Genomic DNA, 21,623 nt, shown 5'->3' on the forward strand with positions numbered 1-21,623 from the left:
TCGCCCTAAAGTGCCTGTTTTTTGCCAAAGGCAAAAAAATTACATCGGAGTTGAACTACCGTCGGCATGCCATTTGAAGATGCCGAATTCGAAGCCGATCAAATCACCTTTCTCGTCCCACTTCAGCGGACCCATAGAGGTGTTGATGGTCTCAGTGCGCAGGATATCCGCTACCTTGCTGGCATCATCCGCGCCTACTTTGCCAATGGCATAAGCCATAGACTGTACCGCTGCCACACTGGTCCATACGAAAGGACCGGTGGGGTCTTGGTTTTTCGCTTTCATCGCTTCTACGATGGCGCTGTTTTCAGCGTTCAAGTCATAGCGAGAAGGCAGTGTCACCAACAGACCTTCTGCGGCATCACCGGCAATCGCGGAGATTTCTTTGTTACCTACCGCTTCAGGGCCCATAAACTGAGGAGCGAAGCCTGCATCTTTACTTTGACGCAGAATCAGGCCCAACTCAGGGTGGTAACCACCGTAATAAATAAAGTCGACGTTGTCTTTCTTCAGTTTGGCAATCAGTGCGGAGAAGTCTTTATCTCCAGGGGTGATACCTTCAAAGGCAACAACGTTAGCACCGGCGGCAACAGCGGCATCCTTAAAGGAGGTTGCTACACCTTCACCGTATTGCTGCTTGTCATGGATAACGGCAATACGCTGAGGCTTGTAGTTAGCCAGCGCATATTTTGCACCTGCAGGGCCCTGGTCAGAGTCTAGACCGATGGTGCGGAAAATCAGCTGATAACCACGCTCGGTAATGGCGGGGTTAGTGGAAGCGGTTACAGCCAGTACACCTTCTTCTTCATAAAGATCGGTTGCAGGCTGAGTAGAACCGGAGCACAGGTGACCAACGACGAACTTGATGCCATCGTTAACGATTTTGTTGGCGACTGCCACGGCTTGTTTGGGTTCACAGGCATCATCATACTCAACTGCTTCCAGCATGTTGCCGTTGATACCGCCCGCTTTGTTGATCATTTCGATGGCAATGTGGGTTCCACTGAACTGCATATCACCATACTGAGCTACTGGGCCAGTCTGGGGGCCGGCAATGGCGATTTTGATGGTTTCAGCGGAAGCGGCACCACTGAAAGCCATGGCAACGGCAGCAGCGACGACGGAACGTTTCCATAGTTTCATTGTAAGGACTCCGATTTATTGTGTTTCTTAGTTGGATTCGGACTTCGGTTGACCCTGTACCGCTACAGGGTCGGATATCTGAGGTTCAGATAAGCCTTCACAGGGGTTAAAACATATTCAACGCCCCGTAAACGATCCTAAAACTAGCACAGACTTTTGAGAATGCGATAGGGGAGGGGCGATCTTTTTCATCCGTCTTTGTCATAAAATTTTTATCCAGGCGACCTCAGATTTTGATCAAGTGACAGCTTGGTGCTGTCAAGAGCGTCAAGTGCAGGGCTTTTGGGTAGAGTGCTGCGAATTTTGCTTAATCCGCCTGGGTGGATGAGTAAGAGTCGAACCTTTGCCCCTAGGGCTGCTTTTTGGGAAAGACGTTCTATGCATAATAATATTCGCAAGCCAAGCCTGCTCGATGCCCTGATCCCCGTGATCACCCTAATTGTGATGCTGTCACTGGCGGTATACTTTTACGCCGATAACTCCTCTTATGGCCCTAACCAGATTGCGCTGTTATTGGCAGCCTCCATCGCCGGTTTGATTGGCCTGAAAAATGGACACAGTTGGAGTGATATCGAAGAAGGGATTAACAAAGGCATCCAGATTTCCCTGGGCGCTATCCTGATTCTGTTAGCCGTCGGTTCTCTCATCGGCACCTGGATACTGTCCGGTACCGTACCCACCATGATCTACTACGGCCTCAAATTGATGTCGCCGAGTTATTTCTATGCAGCGTCTTGCGCCGTTTGCGCTCTGGTGGCGTTGAGCATTGGTAGCTCCTGGACCGTGGCCGGTACCCTGGGCATCGGTCTGATGGGGATTGCTTCAGGTTTGGGACTCTCACCTGAAGTAACAGCCGGGGCGGTGATCTCCGGTGCCTACTTTGGCGATAAGCTTTCGCCCTTGTCGGATACCACTAACCTGGCGCCTGCGGTGTCCGGTTCAGACCTATTCAGCCATATCCGCCACATGCTGTGGACGACCATTCCCAGCCTGTTCCTGGCACTGATTCTTTTCCTGTTTCTTGGCTTTAATGCCGAAACGGCCGCCACTGCCGGTGAGTTGGAGCAAGTGCTGCAGGCGTTGGAAAGCCAGTTTAACCTGGGCATCCATCTGTTGATTCCAATGTTTATTTTGCTCTTTATGGCGGTTAAGCGTTTTCCTGCGTTTCCCACCATTTTTACCGGTGCTGTCGTCGGCGCCGTATTTGCCCTGATTTTCCAGCAAGATGCGGTGTTGCGCCTGGCAGGTGCGGCTGAAGGTCAGTCTCAGCTGGAGCTGTTGATCAAGGGTAGTTGGATGGCATTCTTCGATGGCTATGCCTCTGACACTGGCAATGCAGTGATGGATGATTTGCTCTCTAAGGGTGGCATGAGCGGCATGCTCAATACCGTGTGGCTGATCATGTGCGCCATGACCTATGGTGGCATCCTGGAGCGTCTGGGCCTGCTTGAGCGCCTGGTGGCTTCAATTCTGAAACTGGCCCGCAGCACCGGCTCGTTGATTATCACCACCCTGGGGACCTGTGTATCGACCAACATTGTCACCGCGGACCAATACATCTCCGTTATTCTGCCTGGTCGCATGTACCGTAATGAATACAAGCGTCGTGGTCTGGCGGCAGTCAATCTGTCCCGCAGTCTGGAAGACGCCGGTACCATCAGCTCGCCCTTAATTCCCTGGAATACCTGCGGTGCTTACATGGCAGCCACTCTGGGGGTTGCTACCTTTGCATACCTGCCATTCGCCTTCTTTAACCTGATCAACCTCGCCTTGGCGGTGATTTATGCCATGGTAGGTTTCCAGGTATTGCGTGAGCCGACCCAGGAAAACCAGCCTGCAGCCGAGTCGAATGCTGAGGCGGTGACGGCTGGGCGTTAACCCTCTCTACACTATCGCTTTGCACTAGCAAGCACGTTGATGGCGACCTCCGGGTCGCCTTTTTTTATCTTTTCGTACCGAGCGATGCCAAGCTTGCACCTTCCTGAGTCAGCCCCTGCAGTCGTGCTTAAAGTTTGCTAGTTTTAGCAGTAAGTCGGGTAGGTGGATTGAGTTATGTTTTGGAAGCTGGATAAAGTCGGTCATCATCTGGCCAAATTTTTAAGTGAGCCCCGGGACAAGGATGTACATGTTGCCACCAGTCGCCCCGAGTTATTACAGGCGACGCTACGCAAGGGCGACGTGCTGTTGGTAGAAGGTACCAGCCGTATCAGTGCCGCCATTAAGTACCTGACTCAATCGACTTGGTCTCATGCGGCGCTCTATGTGGGGGATAGCCTTGGCCCGGTAGAAGAAGGACAAGAAGCCAAGGTTTTAGTAGAGGCGGATATTAATGAAGGCGTCAGGGCTGTTCCCCTCAGTCTCTATTCCACTCTGCATACCCGCATTTGCCGCCCGGTAGGGTTGCATGATGATGAAATCGAGCAGGTGATCCAGTTTGCCGTACAACGTTTGGGCATGCAGTACGATCTGAAGAATATCTTTGATTTGGCGCGCTATATGATTACAGCCCCTCCTATCCCAGTACATTGGCGCCGAAGTTTTATGGAAATTGGCAGTGCGGACCCCAGCCGGGCGATTTGCTCTTCGTTAATCGCTCAAGCCTTTCAAACTGTGAACTATCCAGTACTGCCCATCATCTCCGTGGCGCAGTACCGCGATGAACGTGGTCGGTTACGCAGCCACTCGATACTGCATCGTCGTCATCATAGTTTGATTGCACCGCGGGATTTTGATGTGTCGCCCTTTTTTCGCGTTGTTAAACCCGCTATCGAGCAGGGTTTTGACCCCCATAACCTGCAATGGAGCAGTCAGGGGGCGCCCCATGATCAGTCCGACACGCACTGACTGGCCGGTGCCTGCAGCGGTGCAGCGCGATTCGCACGCCACTTTTTACCAAAGCCAAGCTTACTTCCTAACTGGCTGACCAGCATCGCTCCTAGCACGACCGCCACCCCAAGCCATTGCCAGGGGGTAAAGGCTTCCCCTGCCAGGGTTTGCCCCAAGATCACGGCGGTCAGGGGACTGCCCAAACCCAAAAATGCCAATTGCACCAGATTAAGTTTCGGCATCTGACGAAACCAGATGACGTAAGCCAGGCCAGTATTAATCAAGCCAAGCCAGAGACTGCCGAGCAGGTTTTTCTCGCTCAAGGCAGGAGGATGGCCCTCAAATACCCAGGCCAACAGCAATAACACCAAGCCGCCAGCGGTCAGCTGCCAGCCGGTGAAGACTAACAACGGCGTGCCCTGTGGCTTGCCCCAGCGTTTCGTTAATAAGGTGCCCAGCGCCAAGACTAAGCAGGAGGCGAGGGCGGCTAACACACCGATCCAGTCAAGTGCCGCCTGCCCTGACAGCACTAACAATCCCACTCCTGGCACAGCAGCGACAGAGGCAATTAACTGTAAACCTTGCGGTTTTTGTTTTTGCACCAACCAAACCACCAAGATGGCCATCAGCGGTAAGGTGGCCCCCAGGGTTGCGGCCACTCCCCCTGGCAAGCGGTAAGTCGCGATAAACAACAGCGCAAAAAACAGGCCTACGCTCAAACCGCCGCTGAGCAGACTGCGTCCGACCCACAACCAAGACGGACGACGCGCCAGAGAGGCTAACAATAAACCAATGGGTAGTGCGCGGAGGGTAGCGGTCCAGAGGGGGGTATCGGCAGGCATAAATGTCTGGGTGACCCAATAAGTGGTCCCCCAGAGCATGGGCGCAATGGCTGCCAATAATAAAGTGTGCATAATGACCTCAAAGTCGAGTATCTTTGGATTAAGATAAATTTTAGCCAGTTATCTCTCTATAAACAATCTCAATATAAAGATAAATATGCCACAGGATCATATCGACACTATGTTGGCTCAATGGCGCTGCCAACGCCCCGAGCTAGACCCCACGCCGATTGAGCTCATTGCCCGGGTGGCGCGGATTTACATTCATCTGGATAAAGCCTTGCGTGACCTGCATGCAAGCTTTCAGCTCGGCGTTGGCGAGTTTGATGTGCTTGCCACCCTGAGACGCAGCGGTGCCCCTTTTCAGCTCACCCCTACCGCACTATTTAAAAGTGCCTTACTGACCTCAGGGGCGATGACTAATCGTCTTGATCGGTTGGAAAAGGCAGGTTTGATTGCCCGCAGCCCTGATCCTGCTGACAGGCGCAGTACCCTGGTTAGCCTGACAGAAGCGGGATTGGAGCGCATTGACCGTGCCATTGAGGCGCATCTCGAACTAGAGCAGCAACTACAAGCCCACTTTGCCCCCGCTGAACGGGATCAGTTAGCCGCTTTATTGCGTACGTGGGTCTGTGCCCTGGAACCAGAGCAAGCCTAAATGCAGCTACAGGTTTTTACGCAACCCAGCACAGAGCAGTTGGAGTGGATTCATCAACGCCTGGTGGAGTTCAACGCCGCCCACTTTGAAGTCAAGCAGCGGCCAGCCTTGGCGGTAATGGTGGAGGACAAACAGGGGCAACCCCAGGGAGGTATCAGCGCCAAAACCTTTGGCCGCTGGTTGATGATTGATTACCTTTGGCTGCATCCGGATTTACGCGGGCAGGGCTGGGGAGAGCAAATGCTGAGCGCACTTGAGCAACAGGCGATTCAGCGTGGTTGCCAGATGGCTTGGGTGGATACCTTGGCGTTTCAAGCACTTGGCTTTTATCAAAAGCAGGGCTATCAGGTGGATACGGTGTTAGAAGACTATCCACTCACTGGCAAACGCTACTATCTGCGTAAAGTGCTCCAGCCAGATTCACTGCATTGCGAACCGCTTTAACTGCCAAAAGATATTAAAAATACGAAATACATACTAAGGATGGAAAATGCATAACCGCACTTGGCCCAACCCTCTCGACTTACGTAGTGATACCGTCACTCAACCCACCCCAGCCATGCGTGAATGGATGCAGCAAGCACCAGTAGGGGATGATGTTTACGGCGAAGACCCCAGCGTACAGGCCTTGGAGCAGCGGGTGGCGGAGCTGACAGGCAAAGAGGCGGCGCTATATGTCAGTAGCGGCACGCAAAGCAACTTACTGGCTTTACTCAGTCATTGCCAACGGGGTGATGAATATCTGGTTGGGCAAAGCTACCACACTTATAAATATGAAGCGGGGGGTGCTGCTGTATTGGGCAGTATCCAGCCTCAGCCTCTCAATGTGCAGGCAGATGGCAGCCTGAATCTGGATGAGGTGGCTGGCGCGATTAAACCGGACGACTTTCATTTCGCCCGCACCCGTTTACTGAGTTTGGAGAATACCCAGGGTGGCAAAGTCATTGGCCTGGAGTATCTGCAACAGGCTCGCGCACTGTGCGATCGTTATCAATTGCGCCTGCATCTGGATGGTGCCCGACTAGCTAATGCGGCTGTTGCCCTGCAATTACCAACCAACACCCTTTGCGCCCCCTTTGATAGCGTGTCCCTCTGTTTATCCAAAGGACTGGGGGCACCGGTGGGTTCGGTGCTAAGTGGCTCGACGGAGTTCATTCAACAGGCTCGGCGCTGGCGTAAAATGCTGGGGGGCGGCATGCGCCAGGCCGGTATTCTGGCCGCGGCGGGAGATTATGCCCTTACCCATCATTGGCACAGGCTGGAGCAGGATCACCAGCATGCTGCTTATCTCGCCCAAGCCCTGGCAACGCTGCCGGGGGTGAGCCTGGATTATGTTGCCACTAATATTCTTTACCTCAACTTGGCGGAACAGATTGATCCGCTGAAACTGCAACAACAGCTGGCGGAGGCAGGTATCAAAATCAGCGCTGCCCGCCATTTGCGCTTGGTTACACACCTGGATATTCCCGCACAGGCACTGGATTACATTGTCGACCACTTTGCCAAAGCGTTAGCGCACAGTGGCATCAACAGCTAGCGAGTCAGGCGTGACAACTGAAACCTGGTGGCTCTATATCATCGAAGCCAGCGATGGCAGCCTCTATACCGGCATTACCAATCATTTGCTGCGGCGCTGGCGCGCCCACTGCCAGGGCAAGGGAGCGAAGTTTTTCCGTGGCCGTCAGCCACTGCAATTGCATTATTTGGAGTGTCATGCTGACCGAGCCAGCGCCAGTCGGCGCGAATATCAGCTCAAACAACTAAAACGCGCCGCCAAACAGGAGCTGATAGCCCACTGGCAACAACAGCTTCAGTGCGCCAGTCACCCAGCGGACAAATTCAGTCTGCTTTAACTCTGTTATAATCCCTGCCTTTTAGCCTGGCTGCCGGAGAAGTGATGGACGCCACCCCGCAACCCTTGAATATGGATGCCCTCCGCGCCCAGTTTCCGTTGCTGCAAGCACAAGCGGAACAGGGCAGGGTGTACCTGGATAATGCCGCTACGGCACAAAAGCCGCAGGCCATGCTGGATGCTCAGCGCCATTTTTATCAGCAGCAAAACTCCAACGTGCATCGTGCTGCTCACCAGTTGGCAGCCGAGGCGACCCAGGCATTTGAGCAAGCCCGCCAGCAAGTCGCTGCTTTCTTAAATGCCGCGCGTGCAGAAGAGATCATCTGGACCCGTGGCGCCACCGAGGCAATCAACTTGGTTGCCAACAGTTATGCCGCCAGCCAGCTGCAAGCCGGTGATGAAATCCTGATTTCCGTGCTGGAACACCATGCCAATATTGTCCCCTGGCAGTTGTTGGCGGCCCGTCAGGGGCTGGTGCTCAAAGCCATTCCCCTTGATCAGACCAGCGGCGAGCTGGACCTGCAGCAAGGGTTGGCGATGATTGGCCCCCGCACTAAATTACTGGCGCTGAGCCAGATGTCGAATGTGTTGGGTTATCAGCCACAGCTGGCTCCTTTGATTGCGGCCGCACGCCAACAGGGAGCAGCGGTGTTGCTTGATGGCACCCAGGCCGTGGTGCACGGGCCAGTGGATGTGCAAGCACTGGACTGTGACTTTTACGTTTGCTCGGCACACAAACTTTACGGCCCCACTGGTCTGGGCGTGCTCTATGGCCGCTACGCGCTACTGGAGCAGATGCCGCCCTGGCAAGGGGGGGGCGAGATGATTGAGAGCGTCAGCCTGTCTGCTGGCAGCCGTTTTCAACCACCGCCCCTGCGGTTTGAAGCAGGCACCCCCGCTATCGCCGAAGTGATAAGCTTTGCCGCCAGCCTGAGCTACTGGCAGAGCTTACCCCGCACCGCGCTCTGGCAGCATGAACAACGCTTGTTCCAGCGTTTGCTAGCGGGCTGCCGAGCACTGGCTGATGTGCGCCTGCCTGCCTGTTATCAGTTGCAACAGCCTAATTCCATTTTGGCGATGAGCTTTCGCGATGCACACCCTCAGGATATCGGTACGTTGCTGGATATGCAGGGCTATGCCGTGCGGGTAGGCCATCACTGTGCCATGCCTTTGCTGCAAGCACTCAACTGCAATGGTTTGCTAAGAGTGTCGCTGGCTTTCTATAACACCGAAGCAGAAGTGGATGGTTTTCTCCAGGCACTGGAGCGCGCCTTAACGGAGTTTTAAATGACTGCAATTACACAAGCGGATGCGTTGATGCAGTTGCGCCAGCATCCGTGGCTTGAGCAATCCCGTGCAACCTTGCTGCAACCCCTCATGCAGGCCAATGGTTGGGAGGGGCGCTACCGCGAGCTGATGCGTCTGGGTAAAGAGCTACCCGCCTTACCTGCCACCCTGCTGGCACAAGCGGAGCCTATCCAAGGTTGCGAGAGTGCCGTCAATTGGGTTTACGGACTGGCAGAAGATCAGCGCTTTTACTGCTGGTTAGATGGTGATGCCCGCATTATTAAGGGGCTATTAGCGATCCTGCTGCTGCAGGTTAATGGTCAGCCGCTGGCACAATTACAGACGTGGGATGGGGCGGAAGACTTTGCTGCGTTGCAGCTGGAGCGTCACCTCAGCCCCTCCCGAGGCAATGGCCTACGCCTGATTCGCCAGCGAATTCAGGCGGCTATTAGCGAGCTTTCACAGCCCAGCTAATTTGTTCAGCACCCGTGACGCGGCCACCAGACCAAAGGTGGCGGTTACCACCGTGGTGGCACCAAAGCCACTGGCGCAATCGAGGCGCACCGGGCCATCCTGATCACTGGGCTTCTGCGCACAGACGCTGCCATCGGCCTGGGGGTAGCGCAGTTGCTCAGTGGAAAAAACACATTCAATGCCGAATTTTTTACCCGCTTTAGGGAATCCATAGTCCTTGCGCAATAAGGTACGCACTCGTGCAGCTAAGGGGTCTTGAATGGTTTTGCTCAGATCCGTTACCTGAATTTGGGTAGGATCGAGCTGGCCGCCGGCACCGCCGGTGGTCACCACCTTAATCTTGTGGCGTTTGCAGTAGGCCAGTAGCGCCGCTTTGGCTTTGACGCTATCAATCGCATCAACCAGATAATCAAACCCTTGGGACAGGTACTCATCCAGGTTATCCGGACTAATAAAATCATCGATTAACTGCACTTGGCACTCAGGGTTAATCGCTTTGATTCGCGCCGCCATGGCATCAATTTTTTGCAGGCCGATCTGACCATCCAATGCATGAATCTGCCGGTTGACGTTGGAGACGCAAATATCATCCATATCCACCAGGGTCAATTGACCTATGCCTGAGCGCGCCAGGGCCTCAGCCACCCAGGAGCCCACCCCGCCAATCCCCACCACGCAGACATGGGCCGTGGCAAAGCGAGCCAATGCCTGTTGACCATACAAACGGGCAATACCGCCAAATCTGAGTGCTGTATCCGTCATGGTTTTACTGCCTTAACCCAGTCATACAAGAAGGGCGCCAAGCTTAATGCAAAGTGCTGTACTCGTCAGCCCTTATCAGGGATTAGCAAATTTGATCACTCGTCCGGAGCGAAATCGTTATAGTGAGCGCCCAGCATGATTTCTGCGACAGGAATGTCTTAATGCGTACCAGCACCTTAAAAGCCGATGGCTTATTACTGTTTACCGCCGCCATTTGGGGCCTGGCATTTGTGGCCCAGCGCCTGGGACTTGAGCACTTAGGCCCCTATAGCTTCAACTTTGCCCGTTTTTTACTCGGTGCACTCTCGCTTGTGCCGGTGCTCTGGCTATTTGGCAAGCGCATGGAACCACGTATTAGCACCGAGCGCCCCCTGGCGTACCTGTATGGTGGAGGCCTGGCCGCAGGGTTATTGCTATTTATTGGCTCTTCCTTTCAGCAGGTGGGGCTACTCTATACCACCGCGGGCAAGGCAGGCTTTATTACCGGCTTATATCTGATCTTTGTGCCCATTTTAGGGCTGTTATGGAAGATGAAGACCCACGGCAATACCTGGCTTGGTGCTTTGCTAGCAGTAGGCGGGCTCTATCTGCTTAGTGTGACGGAAGAATTTACCATCATGTACGGCGATCTGCTGGAGCTGATCGGCGCGGTGTTTTGGGCGGGCCATGTACTCTTGATCGGCTGGCTTTCCCCTAAGGTGAATGTGCTGAAGCTATCCTTAGTCCAGATTGTGGTCTGCATGCTGCTAAGCTTGGCAGTAGCACTGGTGCGAGAGGATCTTAATTGGGCTGGCATTCAAGCGGCCTGGCAGCCGATTGCCTATGCTGGGATTCTGTCCGTTGGGGTAGCCTATACCCTACAAATCATTGGCCAGCGTGAAGCCCCCGCCAGCCATGCCGCCATTATCCTCAGCCTGGAGGCCGTCTTTGCTGTGCTGGGTGGTTGGCTCCTGTTAAGTGAAGAGTTAGGTCTACGCGGCACCCTGGGCTGCAGTCTGATGCTCGCAGGTATGCTGCTCTCGCAGTTCAGTTTACCGCTACTGTTCAAGCGTAAGAAAAGTGCAGAACCCGCCACGACCTGAGCAGGGTATTAAACAAAACGGGGCCATCAGGGCCCCGTTTGCTTTTATTAGCAATCAACCACTGTCATAGCCTTACAGGCCATGTAGAGCCTGCTCGATATCGGCCAGGATATCATCGACATCCTCCAGTCCAGCAGAGAGCCGCACCAGGCCATCACTGATCAGGTGCTTCTGTCGCTCTTCTGGGGTGTAAGTGGAGTGGGTCATGCTGGCGGGATGCTGGCACAGGGTCTCCGCATCCCCCAAGCTCACTGCACGCTTAATCAGCTGCAGCTTATTCATAAAGGCTTTGCCCTGCTGTAAACCACCGCGCAGTTCAAAGGCAATCATGCCCCCCGGCAAACGCATTTGCTTATCGACCAGTTGTCGATATTCGAAGTTTTCCAAACCAGGGTAGTAGACCTGCTCCACCTGTTTTTGCTGGCTTAGCCACTCGGCAATCACCTGAGCATTCTGGCTATGCCGCTCCATCCGCAGGGGCAGGGTTTTCAAACCGCGCAAAATCAAAAAGGCGGTCATCGGGCAAATGACGGCGCCGGTCATGTCCTTTAAACCTTCGAAACGGATGCGTTGTAATAACTCCGCACCACCTGCCACCGCCCCAGCAATCAGATCACCATGACCACCCAGATACTTGGTAGCAGAATGCACTACCAAGTCCGCACCAAAACGAAGAGGGTTCTGCAGGGCAGGGCTGGGATAGGTGTTATCGACAATGACCTGACAGTTTGGCTGCTGGTGCGCCAGGTCACTCAAGGCCTCAATATCCATCACCCGTAGAGTGGGGTTCACAGGTGTTTCGAAATACAGCACCCGGGTTTTGGCACTGAGTGCAGCCTTGACCGCCGCCAAATCAGTGCAGTCGACATACTTCACCGTAATGCCGAATTTACGTAGGCCATGTTCCATTAAGGCAAAGGTACAACCGTAGAGCGTGATGTCTGCCACCACCTCATCACCGGCTTGTAACAGGGTCCAGAGGGTAGCGCTGATAGCCCCCATTCCAGAGCTGGTCGTCAGCGCTGCCTCTGCGCCTTCCAGACTGGCCAGGCGGGTCTCCAGTAAACTCTGGGTGGGATTACCCAGACGGCTATAGATGTAGCCTGGTTGCTCACCGGCAAAACGCGCCCCCCCTTGCTCAACACTGTCGAAGGCAAAGGTGGAAGTCATGTAAATAGGAGGGGTTAGGGCACCATCATGTTGCTGGATGTCATAACCCAGATGGATGGCGCGGGTGGCAAAACCCATTTCAGTATCGTGCTTGTTCATAGGCGTAGCCTCATGGGCCCTTTGTTATTTTTGTGGGGTTGGTAGCAACTGCTTTCCAGTTACCCCTAGGTTACGCCGACTCAAACAGGGGAAAGTTGCCTTCTTAATGAGGTTTTGCTTGCGGTTAGCAAGAATCCCCTCGAGTAGCGAGCACAAAGAAAAGATCCCCCTCAGGCCAGGATGAACCTCCTCTATCTGTGAGCTCAGGGATTAGCCTGAAAGCGACCTTAACCGTCAAAGTGTCAACATTAGACTGGGCAAAGCACGCCAGAATGGGGTTAAATAGCTTTCTAATGTGTAGATTGCCAACATTTGACTTTGGTGTAAGCCATATCTGCCTAAAAAGCCGTTACTCAAGCAGCATCAACGCCAAAAGCACACTGCTTCGCTATACCTTCGTATAAATGTTGACACTTTTTTCAGTATTTGAGCTTGACCAGCAATTTTGAGGGGCGTAAGGTTGAAAACAGAAAACATTGTCGACAATCTGGAGTGGATCAGAGTGAGTAAGGCAGGTCTGGAACCGATCAAACTGGAGTCTCGTACTCTCGCCGACCGGGTCAGCGAACAGATAGCCACTGCCATCGTTAAGGGAGAAATCCCGCCAGGCTATAAGATTAGCGAGCCTGAGCTGGCCAGAACCTACGGTATTAGCCGTGGCCCTTTGCGAGAAGCGATCCGTCGCCTGGAAGGTTTACGCTTAGTCGTACGCATTCCCCATGTGGGCGCCAGAGTTGTCTCATTGTCGACAAAAGAGTTGCTGGAGATCTACTACATCCGCGAAGCCATGGAAGGAATGGCTGCCCGTCTGGCAGCTGAAAACATGAGCGACGAGGAGGTAGAGGGCCTGCGCCAGCTGGTTGATCAGCACGAGCAAAGTAAGGATCTGTTGGAGAACCGCTCTTACTTCCAAAAAGAAGGGGATCTGGATTTCCACTACCGCATCGTGCAAGGCAGTAAGAACTCCAAACTGATGGAGTTACTGGGCGGCGAGCTGTACCACCTGGTACGCATGTATCGCTACCAGTTCAGCATGTCGAGCAACCGGCCCAAACAAGCCCTGCAGGAGCATCGTTTGATTGCTGAAGCCATCGCCCAGCGCGACGGTGAATTGGCAGAAATTCTGATGCGCCGCCACGTCAGCAACTCCCGTAAAAATATTGAGCGAAAGCTGCAGGAAATGACTCAAACCGAGTCTTAACCATATAAGGGGAGACGCCATGAGCGACAAACTGACACCAGGACAGCGCTTCCGCAAAGCTTTGGCTGAGAACCAGCCACTGCAAGTTGTCGGAACCATTAATGCCTACTGTGCCATGATGGCCGAACGTATTGGCCACCAAGCGATTTACCTGTCCGGTGGCGGTGTTGCCAACGCCTCCTATGGTTTACCTGATCTGGGGATGACTTCCCTCAATGATGTACTGGAAGATGTGCGCCGCATTACCGCTGCAACTGAACTGCCCTTGTTGGTAGATATCGATACTGGTTGGGGTGGCGCCTTCAACATCAGCCGCAGCGTTAAAGAAATGATCCGTGCTGGCGCGGCAGCGATTCACCTGGAAGATCAGGTGGCGCAAAAGCGTTGTGGCCACCGTCCGAATAAAGAAATTGTCTCGCAAGAGGAAATGGTCGACCGCATCAAGGCCGCTGCCGATGCCCGTACCGATGACTCCTTTTTTATCATTGCCCGTACCGATGCCTTCCAGAAGGAAGGGCTGGATAAGGCTGTTGAGCGCGCGCGCGCCTGCCTGGAAGCCGGTGCCGATGGCATCTTCGCAGAAGCCGTGCACACTCTGGATGATTACCGGGCCTTCTCCGAAGGTATCGGTGGTGCCCATCTGTTAGCCAACATCACAGAATTCGGTGCCACGCCGCTCTATAACAAACAAGAGCTGGCTGAACATGGCGCCACTATGGTGCTTTACCCCCTGTCTGCTTTCCGCGCCATGAACAAGGCGGCCCTGCAGGTGTACTCCAGCATCCTCGAGCAGGGTGATCAGAAGCAGGTGGTGGATCTGATGCAGACCCGGATGGAACTGTACGATTTCCTCAACTACCACGCATTTGAACAGAAGCTCGACGAGCTCTTCGCCCAAGGTAAAAACAAGTAAAACTTAACCAGGCCCGGGTAGTTAGCTGCCCGGCCAACGAAAGGAGTACGAACCATGGCTGAAGCTAAGCAACTAAGTGGGGCCGGCCTGCGTGGTCAGGTCGCTGGTGAAACCGCTCTGTGTACCGTTGGCAAAACTGGCGCCGGTTTGACCTACCGTGGTTATGACATGGCTGAACTGGCGGATAAATCCAGCTTTGAAGAAGTGGCCTACCTGCTGCTGTACGGCAAATTGCCCAATCGGCAAGAACTGAATGCCTACATCGCCAAGCTGAAGAGCCTGCGTGGCTTACCGACGGCGTTGAAGAGCGTGTTGGAACAGATTCCGGCAGACGCCCATCCCATGGATGTGATGCGTACCGGCTGTTCCATGCTGGGTAACCTGGAAACCGAGCAGGACTTCAGCCAACAGCACGATAAAGTGGATCGCATGCTGGCGGTGTTTCCCTCCATCATCAACTACTGGTATCGCTTCAGCCATGATGGCGTGCGTATTGACACCGAAACCGATGATGATTCCATTGCCGCACACTTCCTCCATCTGCTGCACGGCAAAAAGCCCAGTGAACTCCATGTTCAGGTGATGCAGGCCTCTTTGATTCTGTACGCCGAGCATGAGTTCAACGCTTCCACCTTCACCGCGCGGGTCTGTGCCTCCACGTTATCAGACATTCACTCCTGCATTACCGGTGCCATTGGTTCTCTGCGTGGTCCTTTGCATGGCGGCGCCAACGAAGCCGCGATGGAAATGATTGAAAATTGGCAGAGCCCTGATGAGGCCGAGCGAGAAATCCTCGGCAAACTGGAGCGTAAAGAGAAAATTATGGGCTTTGGTCACGCGATTTACCGCGACTCTGACCCCCGTAATGCCATCATCAAGAAGTGGTCAGAAAAGCTGGCGAAAGATGTCGGTGATACCGTGCTTTACCCCGTTTCTGTACGCTGCGAAGAAGTGATGTGGCGCGAGAAGAAGTTGTTCTGTAATGCCGACTTCTTCCATGCTTCGGCCTATCACTTTATGGGGATTCCCACCAAGCTGTTCACCCCGATCTTTGTCTGTTCACGTTTGAGCGGCTGGGCCGCCCATGTGATGGAGCAGCGCGCTAACAACCGCATTATTCGCCCCTCAGCGGATTATGTCGGCCCAGAGAGCGCCACCTGGCTGCCCATCGACGAGCGCCCCTAAGCTCGTCGGGCATCGGCCCAAGCCGGTGCCCACCATAACAGGGCCCAGCGCCCAGGGAGCTTCGGCTCCCTCCCGTGATACCTCTTGATGGATTGCCGATGCCATGAACACTCAATACCGCAAGCCTTTGCCCGGTACCCAGCTGGAATACTATGACACCCGTGCCGCGGTGGATGCCATCCAGCCCGGTGCTTATGCCACCTTGCCCTACACCTCCAGGGTGCTGGCTGAACAACTGGTACGTCGCTGTGATCCGGCGATGCTGACTGATGCACTGCGTCAGATTATCGAACGCAAGCGTGATCTCGATTTCCCCTGGTATCCCGCCCGCGTAGTTTGCCATGACATACTGGGACAAACCGCACTGGTGGATCTGGCCGGTCTGCGTGATGCCATTGCCGCCAAGGGCGGGGACCCTGCCCAGGTGAATCCTGTGGTGCCGACCCAGCTGATCGTTGACCACTCCCTGGCGGTAGAATGCGGTGGCTATGACCCCGATGCCTTTGAGAAAAACCGCGCCATTGAAGACCGCCGCAATGAAGATCGTTTTCACTTTATCGAGTGGACTAAAACCGCCTTCAAAAACGTCGATGTGATTCCCGCCGGCAACGGCATCATGCATCAAATCAACCTGGAGAAAATGTCTCCGGTGATTCAGGTGCGTGATGGGGTGGCCTTCCCAGATACCTGCGTCGGTACCGATAGCCACACTCCCCACGTGGATGCTCTGGGGGTCATTGCCATTGGGGTAGGGGGGCTGGAAGCTGAGAGCGTCATGCTCGGTCGCGCCTCCATGATGCGTTTACCCGATATTGTTGGGGTACGTCTGGTGGGTAAGCGCCAACCTGGCATTACCGCAACCGATATTGCCCTGGCGTTGACAGAGTTCCTGCGTAAGGAACGGGTGGTTTCTGCCTACTTGGAGTTCTTCGGAGAAGGGGCCGATGCCCTGACCATTGGCGACCGTGCCACCATCTCCAACATGACACCGGAATACGGTGCCTCTGCGGGGATGTTCTACATTGATCAACAAACTATCGACTACTTGCGCCTGACGGGCCGTGAGGCAGAACAGGTTGAGCTGGTAGAGCAGTACGCCAAGCTGACAGGCCTCTGGGCGGATACTCTGGTAGAAGCAGAATACGAGCGGGTGTTGGAGTTTGATCTGTCCAGCGTGGTACGCAACATGGCCGGTCCCTCTAACCCCCACCGCCGTCTGCCCACCACCGAACTGAAAAGCCGCGGCATCGCTGTCAATCTGGAACAAGCCAAGGCGGAAGAGGCCGAAGGCAAACTCCCCGATGGCGCCGTAATTATTGCGGCCATTACCTCCTGCACCAACACCTCTAACCCCCGCAACGTGGTGGCAGCAGGTCTGGTGGCGAAGAAAGCCAACGCATTGGGACTGGTACGCAAGCCCTGGGTGAAAACCTCCTTCGCCCCTGGCTCCAAAGTCGCCAAGCTATATCTGGAAGAGGCTGGCTTATTACCTGAGCTGGAAAAACTCGGCTTTGGTATCGTCGCCTATGCCTGCACCACCTGTAATGGTATGTCCGGTGCACTGGATCCCAGCATCCAGCAAGAAATCATTGATCGTGACCTCTATGCCACAGCGGTGCTCTCTGGCAACCGCAACTTTGATGGTCGCATCCATCCCTATGCCAAGCAGGCTTTCCTGGCTTCGCCTCCCTTAGTGGTGGCTTATGCCATTGCCGGCACCATTCGTTTCGATATTGAGCAAGATGTGCTGGGTAACGATGCCCAGGGTAACCCCATTACCCTCAAAGACCTCTGGCCCAGCGATGAGGAAATCGACGCCATCGTCAACGCTCACGTTAAGCCTGAGCAGTTCAAGCAGATCTACATTCCGATGTTTGATCTGGGCAAAGCGGAAGAAGCCAAAAGCCCGCTTTATGACTGGCGGCCGATGAGCACCTACATCCGTCGTCCTCCCTACTGGGAAGGCGCCCTGGCAGGGGAGCGCACGCTGAAAGGCATGCTGCCGCTGGCGGTATTGGGGGATAACATCACCACCGATCACCTTTCGCCCTCTAACGCCATCCTGCCTGACAGTGCCGCTGGTGAATACCTGGCTAAGATGGGCCTGCCGGAAGAAGACTTTAACTCCTACGCCACCCATCGGGGCGATCACCTGACCGCGCAGCGGGCAACCTTTGCCAACCCCAAGCTACTGAATGAAATGTGCTTGGATGAGGAAGGTAAGGTCATTCAGGGTTCGCTGGCTCGCATTGAGCCAGAAGGTAAGGTGACCCGCATGTGGGAAGCGATCGAAACCTACATGGAACGCAAACAACCGCTGATTATTATTGCGGGTGCTGACTATGGTCAGGGTTCGTCCCGTGATTGGGCCGCCAAAGGGGTTCGTCTGGCAGGGGTTGAGGCTATCGTAGCGGAAGGTTTTGAGCGCATTCACCGCACTAACCTGGTCGGCATGGGGGTATTGCCGCTGGAATTTAAACCTGGCACCAACCGCAAAACCCTAGGGATTGATGGCACTGAAAGCTATGACGTTATTGGTCAGCGCACACCACGGGCCGAGCTCCAGTTAGTGATTCACCGTCGTAATGGTGAGACATTGCAAGTGCCGGTGATCTGTCGTCTGGATACCGCTGAAGAAGTGTCCATTTACGAAGCCGGTGGCGTGCTACAACGCTTCGCCCAGGATTTCCTGGAAGCCAATCAGGCTTAAGTCGGACGCCTCCCCCTCCAGGCGGAGGGGGATTTCTGGCACTAGGCATACTCAGGAGAAGATCATGTCTTACCCAGCCCAAATTAAAATACCCGCTACCTATATGCGTGGCGGCACCAGCAAAGGGGTATTCTTTCGCTTGCAAGACCTGCCTGAGTCTTGCCAGGTACCCGGTGAAGCCCGTGACCGACTCTTTATGCGTGTGATCGGCAGCCCCGATCCCTATGCCAAACACACCGATGGAATGGGGGGCGCCACCTCCAGCACCAGTAAATGTGTGATTCTGAGCAAGAGTACTCAGTCCAATCACGATGTCGACTACCTCTATGGGCAGGTCTCCATTGACTCCGCCTTCGTTGACTGGAGCGGTAACTGCGGCAATCTATCCACTGCGGCCGGTGCCTTTGCCATCCACGCAGGGTTGGTTGATCCAGCCCGTATTCCGACTAATGGCAGCTGTGAAGTGCGTATTTGGCAAGCCAATATTGGCAAAACCATTATCGCCCATGTGCCCATCAGTGCTGGCGAGGTACAGGAAAGCGGCGATTTTGAGTTGGATGGGGTGACCTTTCCCGCCGCGGAAATCGTGCTGGAGTTTCTTGATCCAGCGGATGAAGGCGAAGGCGAGGGTAGTGCCTCGATGTTCCCCACTGGCAATCTGGTCGATCAGCTCGATGTACCCGGTGTTGGTACGATTGCTGCCACCATGATTACCGCTGGCATTCCCACCGTATTCGTGCGTGCGGAAGAAATCGGCTATCAGGGCACCGAGCTGCAGGAGGCCATTAACGGTGATCCCGCTGCCCTCGCTCGTTTGGAAAGCATTCGGGTGGCAGGGGCGCTGCGCATGGGGCTGATCAAGACTCCGGAAGAAGCAGCAAAGCGCCAGCACACCCCCAAAGTGGCCTTTGTCGCCCCCGCTAAAGACTATCAGGCCTCCAGTGGCAAGCAGATTGCTGCCAATGAGATTGACCTCTTGGTGCGTGCGCTGTCGATGGGTAAATTGCACCATGCCATGATGGGCACCGCTGCCGTGGCTATCGGTACCGCCGCTGCGATTCCCGGCACCCTGGTTAATGAAGCAGCAGGGGGAGGGGCACGCCAGTCCGTACGTTTTGGCCATCCCTCCGGTACGTTGCGAGTGGGCGCCGAAGCACAACTCGTGGATGGGCAGTGGACCGTCACCAAAGCCATTATGAGCCGCAGTGCGCGCATTCTGATGGAAGGGCAGGTACGGGTGCCTGCCGGCAGTTTCTAACCCCACTAGTCCAGGCTTAGCACTGGGCGCTTGACTGGTTAGCAGTCAGATCGCCGCCCTGTCAGCAGGGTGGCATATCGTTCTTAGCTTGTCTGACGGCCAACAGGCTTAGCCTGTTACCGTTTTACCCCACTTCGGTGGGGTATTTTTTATCTGTCCAGACCTGATAGATAACCTCTCCAGAAGGTTCTTGTTGCTGGGCTTGAGCCAGGTAGCAGATCACCAACCGTCCCCTCCTCGTCACTGCAGTATAAGTAAAGAGGCTTGCTCCATCTTTGCTCACGAAGATAATGATATTCATTATCATTATGGAGGCAGGTATGACGGATGATCTCCCCCTAAAACTGCAATGGCAACTTTGCGGTTATCGCATTCGGTTTGCAGAACAACCCAATAACCCGCAACTATTTAAAGACTACCTGCAACTCGGTGAGCAGCTGCGTCAACAGCCTGGTTGCCAGAGCTGGCAGCTTTACGAGGCGGAAACCCTGCTGTTAATGGAAGCCGCCATTGACCTGTGTCTCCCCAACTATTGGCGCGCCCAGTGTCTGGACTGGGTAGCCAAGCCATTACTACGCTTAGCCGCAAACAGTCGCCAACCCGATGAACACCAAGCTTTTATCCGCTTGCAGCATCAGGTTAGCCGTTTAAGCCATTATTTCTGCCCAGCCTGGCTGGATCAAACTGGAGAGAAGTATGAGTACCACCCGCATTGAACAAGACAGCATGGGCACCCTGGCTGTGCCTACCGATGCTCTCTATGGCGCCCAGACTCAACGTGCCGTACAAAACTTTCCCATCAGTGGCCAGCCGCTGCCACGCTCCTTCATCACCGCCTTACTGCAGATCAAGGCAGCAGCGGCTCAGGCGAATCTGCAGTTAGGTTTGTTGCCGCAGGAAGTAGCCGATGCGATTAGCGCGAGCGTCAATGACCTGCTGCGCAACCCCGACTTGATGCGGCACTTCCCGGTGGATGTCTACCAAACCGGCTCGGGCACCAGTACCAATATGAATGCTAATGAGGTCTTGGCCACGCTGGCAGGGCAGCGTCTGGGGCGCAAGTTAAGCCCGAATGATGAGATTAATGCCGGGCAAAGCAGCAACGATGTGATTCCTACCTGCATTCACGTCAGCGCAGCCCTGGCGTTACAGCATCAGCTATTGCCTGCACTGGAGCAGCTGGAACAGAGTATCGCCACCAAAAGCGAGGCGGTCGGACAACACATTAAAACTGGACGCACCCACTTGATGGATGCGATGCCAGTCAGCTTTGCCCAGGTTTTAGGGGGGTGGCAGAGCCAAATCAAGCAGCGACGCCAAGCGCTGCAACAACTGCAAAGTGAACTTCATCAACTCGCCCAGGGCGGTACGGCGGTCGGCACTGGCATTAATGCCCATCCTCAGTTTGCCCAGGTGTTTTGCCAGCAGCTCAGTCAGCAAACGGGGGTGAGCTTTACCCCTGCACCACATTTTTTTGCCGCCATTGGCAGCCAGGACACGGCCGTCGCACTGTCAGCTCAACTTAAGGCCTTGGCGGTTAGCCTGATGAAAATCAGTAATGACTTACGCTGGATGAACTCAGGCCCTTTGGCTGGGCTGGGGGAGATTGAGCTGGAAGCACTGCAGCCCGGCTCTTCCATTATGCCGGGCAAGGTCAATCCGGTGATTCCCGAAGCCGTTGCCATGGTTGCTGCCCAGGTGATGGGGAACGATGCCAGCATTACCGTTGCCGGGCAGTCCGGTAACTTTGAACTGAATGTCATGCTGCCATTGATTGGCAAAAACCTGTTAGAGAGCCTGGAATTGTTAGCCAACGCCTGTCCATTATTGGCAGAGAAAGCCATTGCCAGCTTTAACGTGCGCCAAGATAACCTGCAGCGGGCCCTATCACTGAACCCTATCCTGGTAACGGCGCTCAATCCCAGCATTGGCTATTTAAAGGCAGCAGAAATTGCCAAGCAGGCCTATCGCGAGGGGCGGCCTATTATTGATGTCGCAGCAGAACAAACTCACCTGAGCCGCGATGAGTTAGCAGCCTTACTGGATCCCGCCAAGCTTACCCAAGGGGGGCTATAAAACCGCAGGGGAGGGCTATCTATCTGATCCTTTTAGGTTTTTCGCCCTCTCTCTTGCATCTAAAAGCGGAATCCTTATACTGATC

Annotated in this window: 20 protein-coding genes; 16 read left to right on the top strand and 4 right to left on the bottom strand. The window is 54.6% G+C overall.

The genetic code is table 11. The features are described 5' to 3' along the window. Nucleotides 1-39: 39 nt before the first annotated feature. Entirely contained in the window at nucleotides 40-1,143 is a 1,104-nt protein-coding gene (locus Q334_RS0110580) for a branched-chain amino acid ABC transporter substrate-binding protein (RefSeq protein WP_027313182.1), read from the bottom strand. Between the two features lie 378 nt (nucleotides 1,144-1,521). On the opposite strand from Q334_RS0110580, the gene nhaC reads away from it, so the two are divergent. Together nhaC and Q334_RS18820 are read left to right on the top strand one after the other, a co-directional pair. After that, nucleotides 1,522-3,021 (top strand): Na+/H+ antiporter NhaC, encoded by a 1,500-nt coding sequence (gene nhaC, locus Q334_RS0110585; protein WP_027313183.1) that lies wholly within the window; start codon nucleotides 1,522-1,524, stop codon nucleotides 3,019-3,021. A 174-nt stretch (nucleotides 3,022-3,195) separates the two neighbouring features. Then, nucleotides 3,196-3,987 (top strand): YiiX/YebB-like N1pC/P60 family cysteine hydrolase, encoded by a 792-nt coding sequence (locus Q334_RS18820; RefSeq protein WP_035461322.1) that lies wholly within the window; start codon nucleotides 3,196-3,198, stop codon nucleotides 3,985-3,987. Here the strand turns inward: Q334_RS18820 and Q334_RS18825 are convergent. After that, nucleotides 3,969-4,883, bottom strand: coding sequence for an EamA family transporter (locus Q334_RS18825; protein ID WP_035461324.1), 915 nt, complete (start codon nucleotides 4,881-4,883; stop codon nucleotides 3,969-3,971). The two genes, Q334_RS18820 and Q334_RS18825, sit on opposite strands and share 19 nt — an antisense overlap. 85 nt (nucleotides 4,884-4,968) lie before the next feature. On the opposite strand from Q334_RS18825, the gene Q334_RS0110600 reads away from it, so the two are divergent. Genes Q334_RS0110600 through Q334_RS0110625 form a run of 6 tightly spaced genes read left to right on the top strand, consistent with a single transcriptional unit; the run spans nucleotide 4,969 to nucleotide 9,082 of the window. Further along, nucleotides 4,969-5,469, top strand: coding sequence for a MarR family winged helix-turn-helix transcriptional regulator (locus Q334_RS0110600; protein WP_035461326.1), 501 nt, complete (start codon nucleotides 4,969-4,971; stop codon nucleotides 5,467-5,469). Continuing rightward, complete coding sequence (locus Q334_RS0110605) at nucleotides 5,470-5,913, top strand: GNAT family N-acetyltransferase (protein ID WP_027313185.1); 444 nt, start codon at nucleotides 5,470-5,472, stop codon at nucleotides 5,911-5,913. 46 nt (nucleotides 5,914-5,959) lie between these two features. After that, on the top strand, nucleotides 5,960-7,006 hold the full coding sequence (gene ltaE, locus Q334_RS0110610; protein ID WP_027313186.1) for a low-specificity L-threonine aldolase: 1,047 nt from the start codon (nucleotides 5,960-5,962) through the stop codon (nucleotides 7,004-7,006). 10 nt (nucleotides 7,007-7,016) lie between these two features. Then, nucleotides 7,017-7,322 carry a GIY-YIG nuclease family protein gene (locus Q334_RS18830; protein ID WP_081414422.1) on the top strand — a complete coding sequence of 102 codons (306 nt, stop codon included), beginning with the start codon at nucleotides 7,017-7,019 and terminating at the stop codon, nucleotides 7,320-7,322. 44 nt (nucleotides 7,323-7,366) lie between these two features. Continuing rightward, a complete protein-coding gene (locus Q334_RS0110620; RefSeq protein ID WP_081414423.1) occupies nucleotides 7,367-8,608 on the top strand; it encodes an aminotransferase class V-fold PLP-dependent enzyme in 1,242 nt (413 codons plus the stop codon). Continuing rightward, nucleotides 8,609-9,082 (top strand): SufE family protein, encoded by a 474-nt coding sequence (locus Q334_RS0110625; RefSeq protein WP_051527716.1) that lies wholly within the window; start codon nucleotides 8,609-8,611, stop codon nucleotides 9,080-9,082. It begins immediately after the preceding gene. Here the strand turns inward: Q334_RS0110625 and tcdA are convergent. Further along, a complete protein-coding gene (gene tcdA, locus Q334_RS0110630; protein WP_027313189.1) occupies nucleotides 9,068-9,844 on the bottom strand; it encodes a tRNA cyclic N6-threonylcarbamoyladenosine(37) synthase TcdA in 777 nt (258 codons plus the stop codon). The genes Q334_RS0110625 and tcdA overlap by 15 nt on opposite strands. Before the next feature lie 161 nt (nucleotides 9,845-10,005). On the opposite strand from tcdA, the gene Q334_RS0110635 reads away from it, so the two are divergent. Next, nucleotides 10,006-10,926 (top strand): DMT family transporter, encoded by a 921-nt coding sequence (locus tag Q334_RS0110635; RefSeq protein ID WP_027313190.1) that lies wholly within the window; start codon nucleotides 10,006-10,008, stop codon nucleotides 10,924-10,926. A 72-nt stretch (nucleotides 10,927-10,998) separates the two neighbouring features. Here the strand turns inward: Q334_RS0110635 and megL are convergent, their stop codons facing one another. Next, on the bottom strand, nucleotides 10,999-12,195 hold the full coding sequence (gene megL, locus Q334_RS0110640) for a methionine gamma-lyase (protein ID WP_027313191.1): 1,197 nt from the start codon (nucleotides 12,193-12,195) through the stop codon (nucleotides 10,999-11,001). 532 nt (nucleotides 12,196-12,727) lie between these two features. On the opposite strand from megL, the gene Q334_RS0110645 reads away from it, so the two are divergent. The 7 genes from Q334_RS0110645 to Q334_RS0110680 all read left to right on the top strand — a co-directional run bounded on the left by Q334_RS0110645 (nucleotide 12,728) and on the right by Q334_RS0110680 (nucleotide 21,538). Further along, complete coding sequence (locus tag Q334_RS0110645) at nucleotides 12,728-13,396, top strand: GntR family transcriptional regulator (RefSeq protein WP_081414445.1); 669 nt, start codon at nucleotides 12,728-12,730, stop codon at nucleotides 13,394-13,396. A 19-nt stretch (nucleotides 13,397-13,415) separates the two neighbouring features. Continuing rightward, nucleotides 13,416-14,309 carry a methylisocitrate lyase gene (gene prpB, locus Q334_RS0110650; RefSeq protein WP_027313193.1) on the top strand — a complete coding sequence of 298 codons (894 nt, stop codon included), beginning with the start codon at nucleotides 13,416-13,418 and terminating at the stop codon, nucleotides 14,307-14,309. 54 nt (nucleotides 14,310-14,363) lie between these two features. Beyond that, entirely contained in the window at nucleotides 14,364-15,494 is a 1,131-nt protein-coding gene (gene prpC, locus Q334_RS0110655; protein WP_027313194.1) for a bifunctional 2-methylcitrate synthase/citrate synthase, read from the top strand. A 103-nt stretch (nucleotides 15,495-15,597) separates the two neighbouring features. Continuing rightward, entirely contained in the window at nucleotides 15,598-18,204 is a 2,607-nt protein-coding gene (gene acnD / locus Q334_RS0110660) for a Fe/S-dependent 2-methylisocitrate dehydratase AcnD (RefSeq protein WP_027313195.1), read from the top strand. 64 nt (nucleotides 18,205-18,268) lie between these two features. Beyond that, on the top strand, nucleotides 18,269-19,462 hold the full coding sequence (prpF, locus tag Q334_RS0110665; protein ID WP_027313196.1) for a 2-methylaconitate cis-trans isomerase PrpF: 1,194 nt from the start codon (nucleotides 18,269-18,271) through the stop codon (nucleotides 19,460-19,462). A 320-nt stretch (nucleotides 19,463-19,782) separates the two neighbouring features. Next, complete coding sequence (locus Q334_RS0110675; RefSeq protein WP_027313197.1) at nucleotides 19,783-20,178, top strand: hypothetical protein; 396 nt, start codon at nucleotides 19,783-19,785, stop codon at nucleotides 20,176-20,178. After that, the gene (locus tag Q334_RS0110680; RefSeq protein WP_027313198.1) at nucleotides 20,159-21,538 is read left to right on the top strand and encodes a class II fumarate hydratase; all 1,380 of its coding nucleotides are present in this window, start codon (nucleotides 20,159-20,161) and stop codon (nucleotides 21,536-21,538) included. The genes Q334_RS0110675 and Q334_RS0110680 overlap by 20 nt, the downstream gene beginning before the upstream one ends. The last annotated feature ends 85 nt before the right edge of the window (nucleotides 21,539-21,623 follow it).

The organism is Balneatrix alpica DSM 16621, assembly GCF_000619885.1.
In the GTDB taxonomy this organism is placed as follows: Bacteria; Pseudomonadota; Gammaproteobacteria; order Pseudomonadales; family Balneatricaceae; genus Balneatrix; species Balneatrix alpica.

Bases quoted from the DNA above. Each gene is read 5' to 3' on its own strand.
- ltaE (WP_027313186.1), top strand. From the start codon at position 5,960: ATGCATAACCGCACTTGGCCCAACCCTCTCGACTTACGTAGTGATACC.
- Q334_RS0110675 (WP_027313197.1), top strand. From the start codon at position 19,783: ATGACGGATGATCTCCCCCTAAAACTGCAATGGCAACTTTGCGGTTAT.
- megL (WP_027313191.1), bottom strand. From the start codon at position 12,195: ATGAACAAGCACGATACTGAAATGGGTTTTGCCACCCGCGCCATCCAT.
- prpC (WP_027313194.1), top strand. From the start codon at position 14,364: ATGGCTGAAGCTAAGCAACTAAGTGGGGCCGGCCTGCGTGGTCAGGTC.
- Q334_RS0110620 (WP_081414423.1), top strand. From the start codon at position 7,367: ATGGACGCCACCCCGCAACCCTTGAATATGGATGCCCTCCGCGCCCAG.
- tcdA (WP_027313189.1), bottom strand. From the start codon at position 9,844: ATGACGGATACAGCACTCAGATTTGGCGGTATTGCCCGTTTGTATGGT.
- nhaC (WP_027313183.1), top strand. From the start codon at position 1,522: ATGCATAATAATATTCGCAAGCCAAGCCTGCTCGATGCCCTGATCCCC.
- Q334_RS0110600 (WP_035461326.1), top strand. From the start codon at position 4,969: ATGCCACAGGATCATATCGACACTATGTTGGCTCAATGGCGCTGCCAA.
- Q334_RS18820 (WP_035461322.1), top strand. From the start codon at position 3,196: ATGTTTTGGAAGCTGGATAAAGTCGGTCATCATCTGGCCAAATTTTTA.
- Q334_RS0110580 (WP_027313182.1), bottom strand. From the start codon at position 1,143: ATGAAACTATGGAAACGTTCCGTCGTCGCTGCTGCCGTTGCCATGGCT.
- Q334_RS0110625 (WP_051527716.1), top strand. From the start codon at position 8,609: ATGACTGCAATTACACAAGCGGATGCGTTGATGCAGTTGCGCCAGCAT.
- prpF (WP_027313196.1), top strand. From the start codon at position 18,269: ATGTCTTACCCAGCCCAAATTAAAATACCCGCTACCTATATGCGTGGC.
- prpB (WP_027313193.1), top strand. From the start codon at position 13,416: ATGAGCGACAAACTGACACCAGGACAGCGCTTCCGCAAAGCTTTGGCT.
- Q334_RS0110680 (WP_027313198.1), top strand. From the start codon at position 20,159: ATGAGTACCACCCGCATTGAACAAGACAGCATGGGCACCCTGGCTGTG.
- Q334_RS0110605 (WP_027313185.1), top strand. From the start codon at position 5,470: ATGCAGCTACAGGTTTTTACGCAACCCAGCACAGAGCAGTTGGAGTGG.
- Q334_RS18825 (WP_035461324.1), bottom strand. From the start codon at position 4,883: ATGCACACTTTATTATTGGCAGCCATTGCGCCCATGCTCTGGGGGACC.
- Q334_RS0110635 (WP_027313190.1), top strand. From the start codon at position 10,006: ATGCGTACCAGCACCTTAAAAGCCGATGGCTTATTACTGTTTACCGCC.
- acnD (WP_027313195.1), top strand. From the start codon at position 15,598: ATGAACACTCAATACCGCAAGCCTTTGCCCGGTACCCAGCTGGAATAC.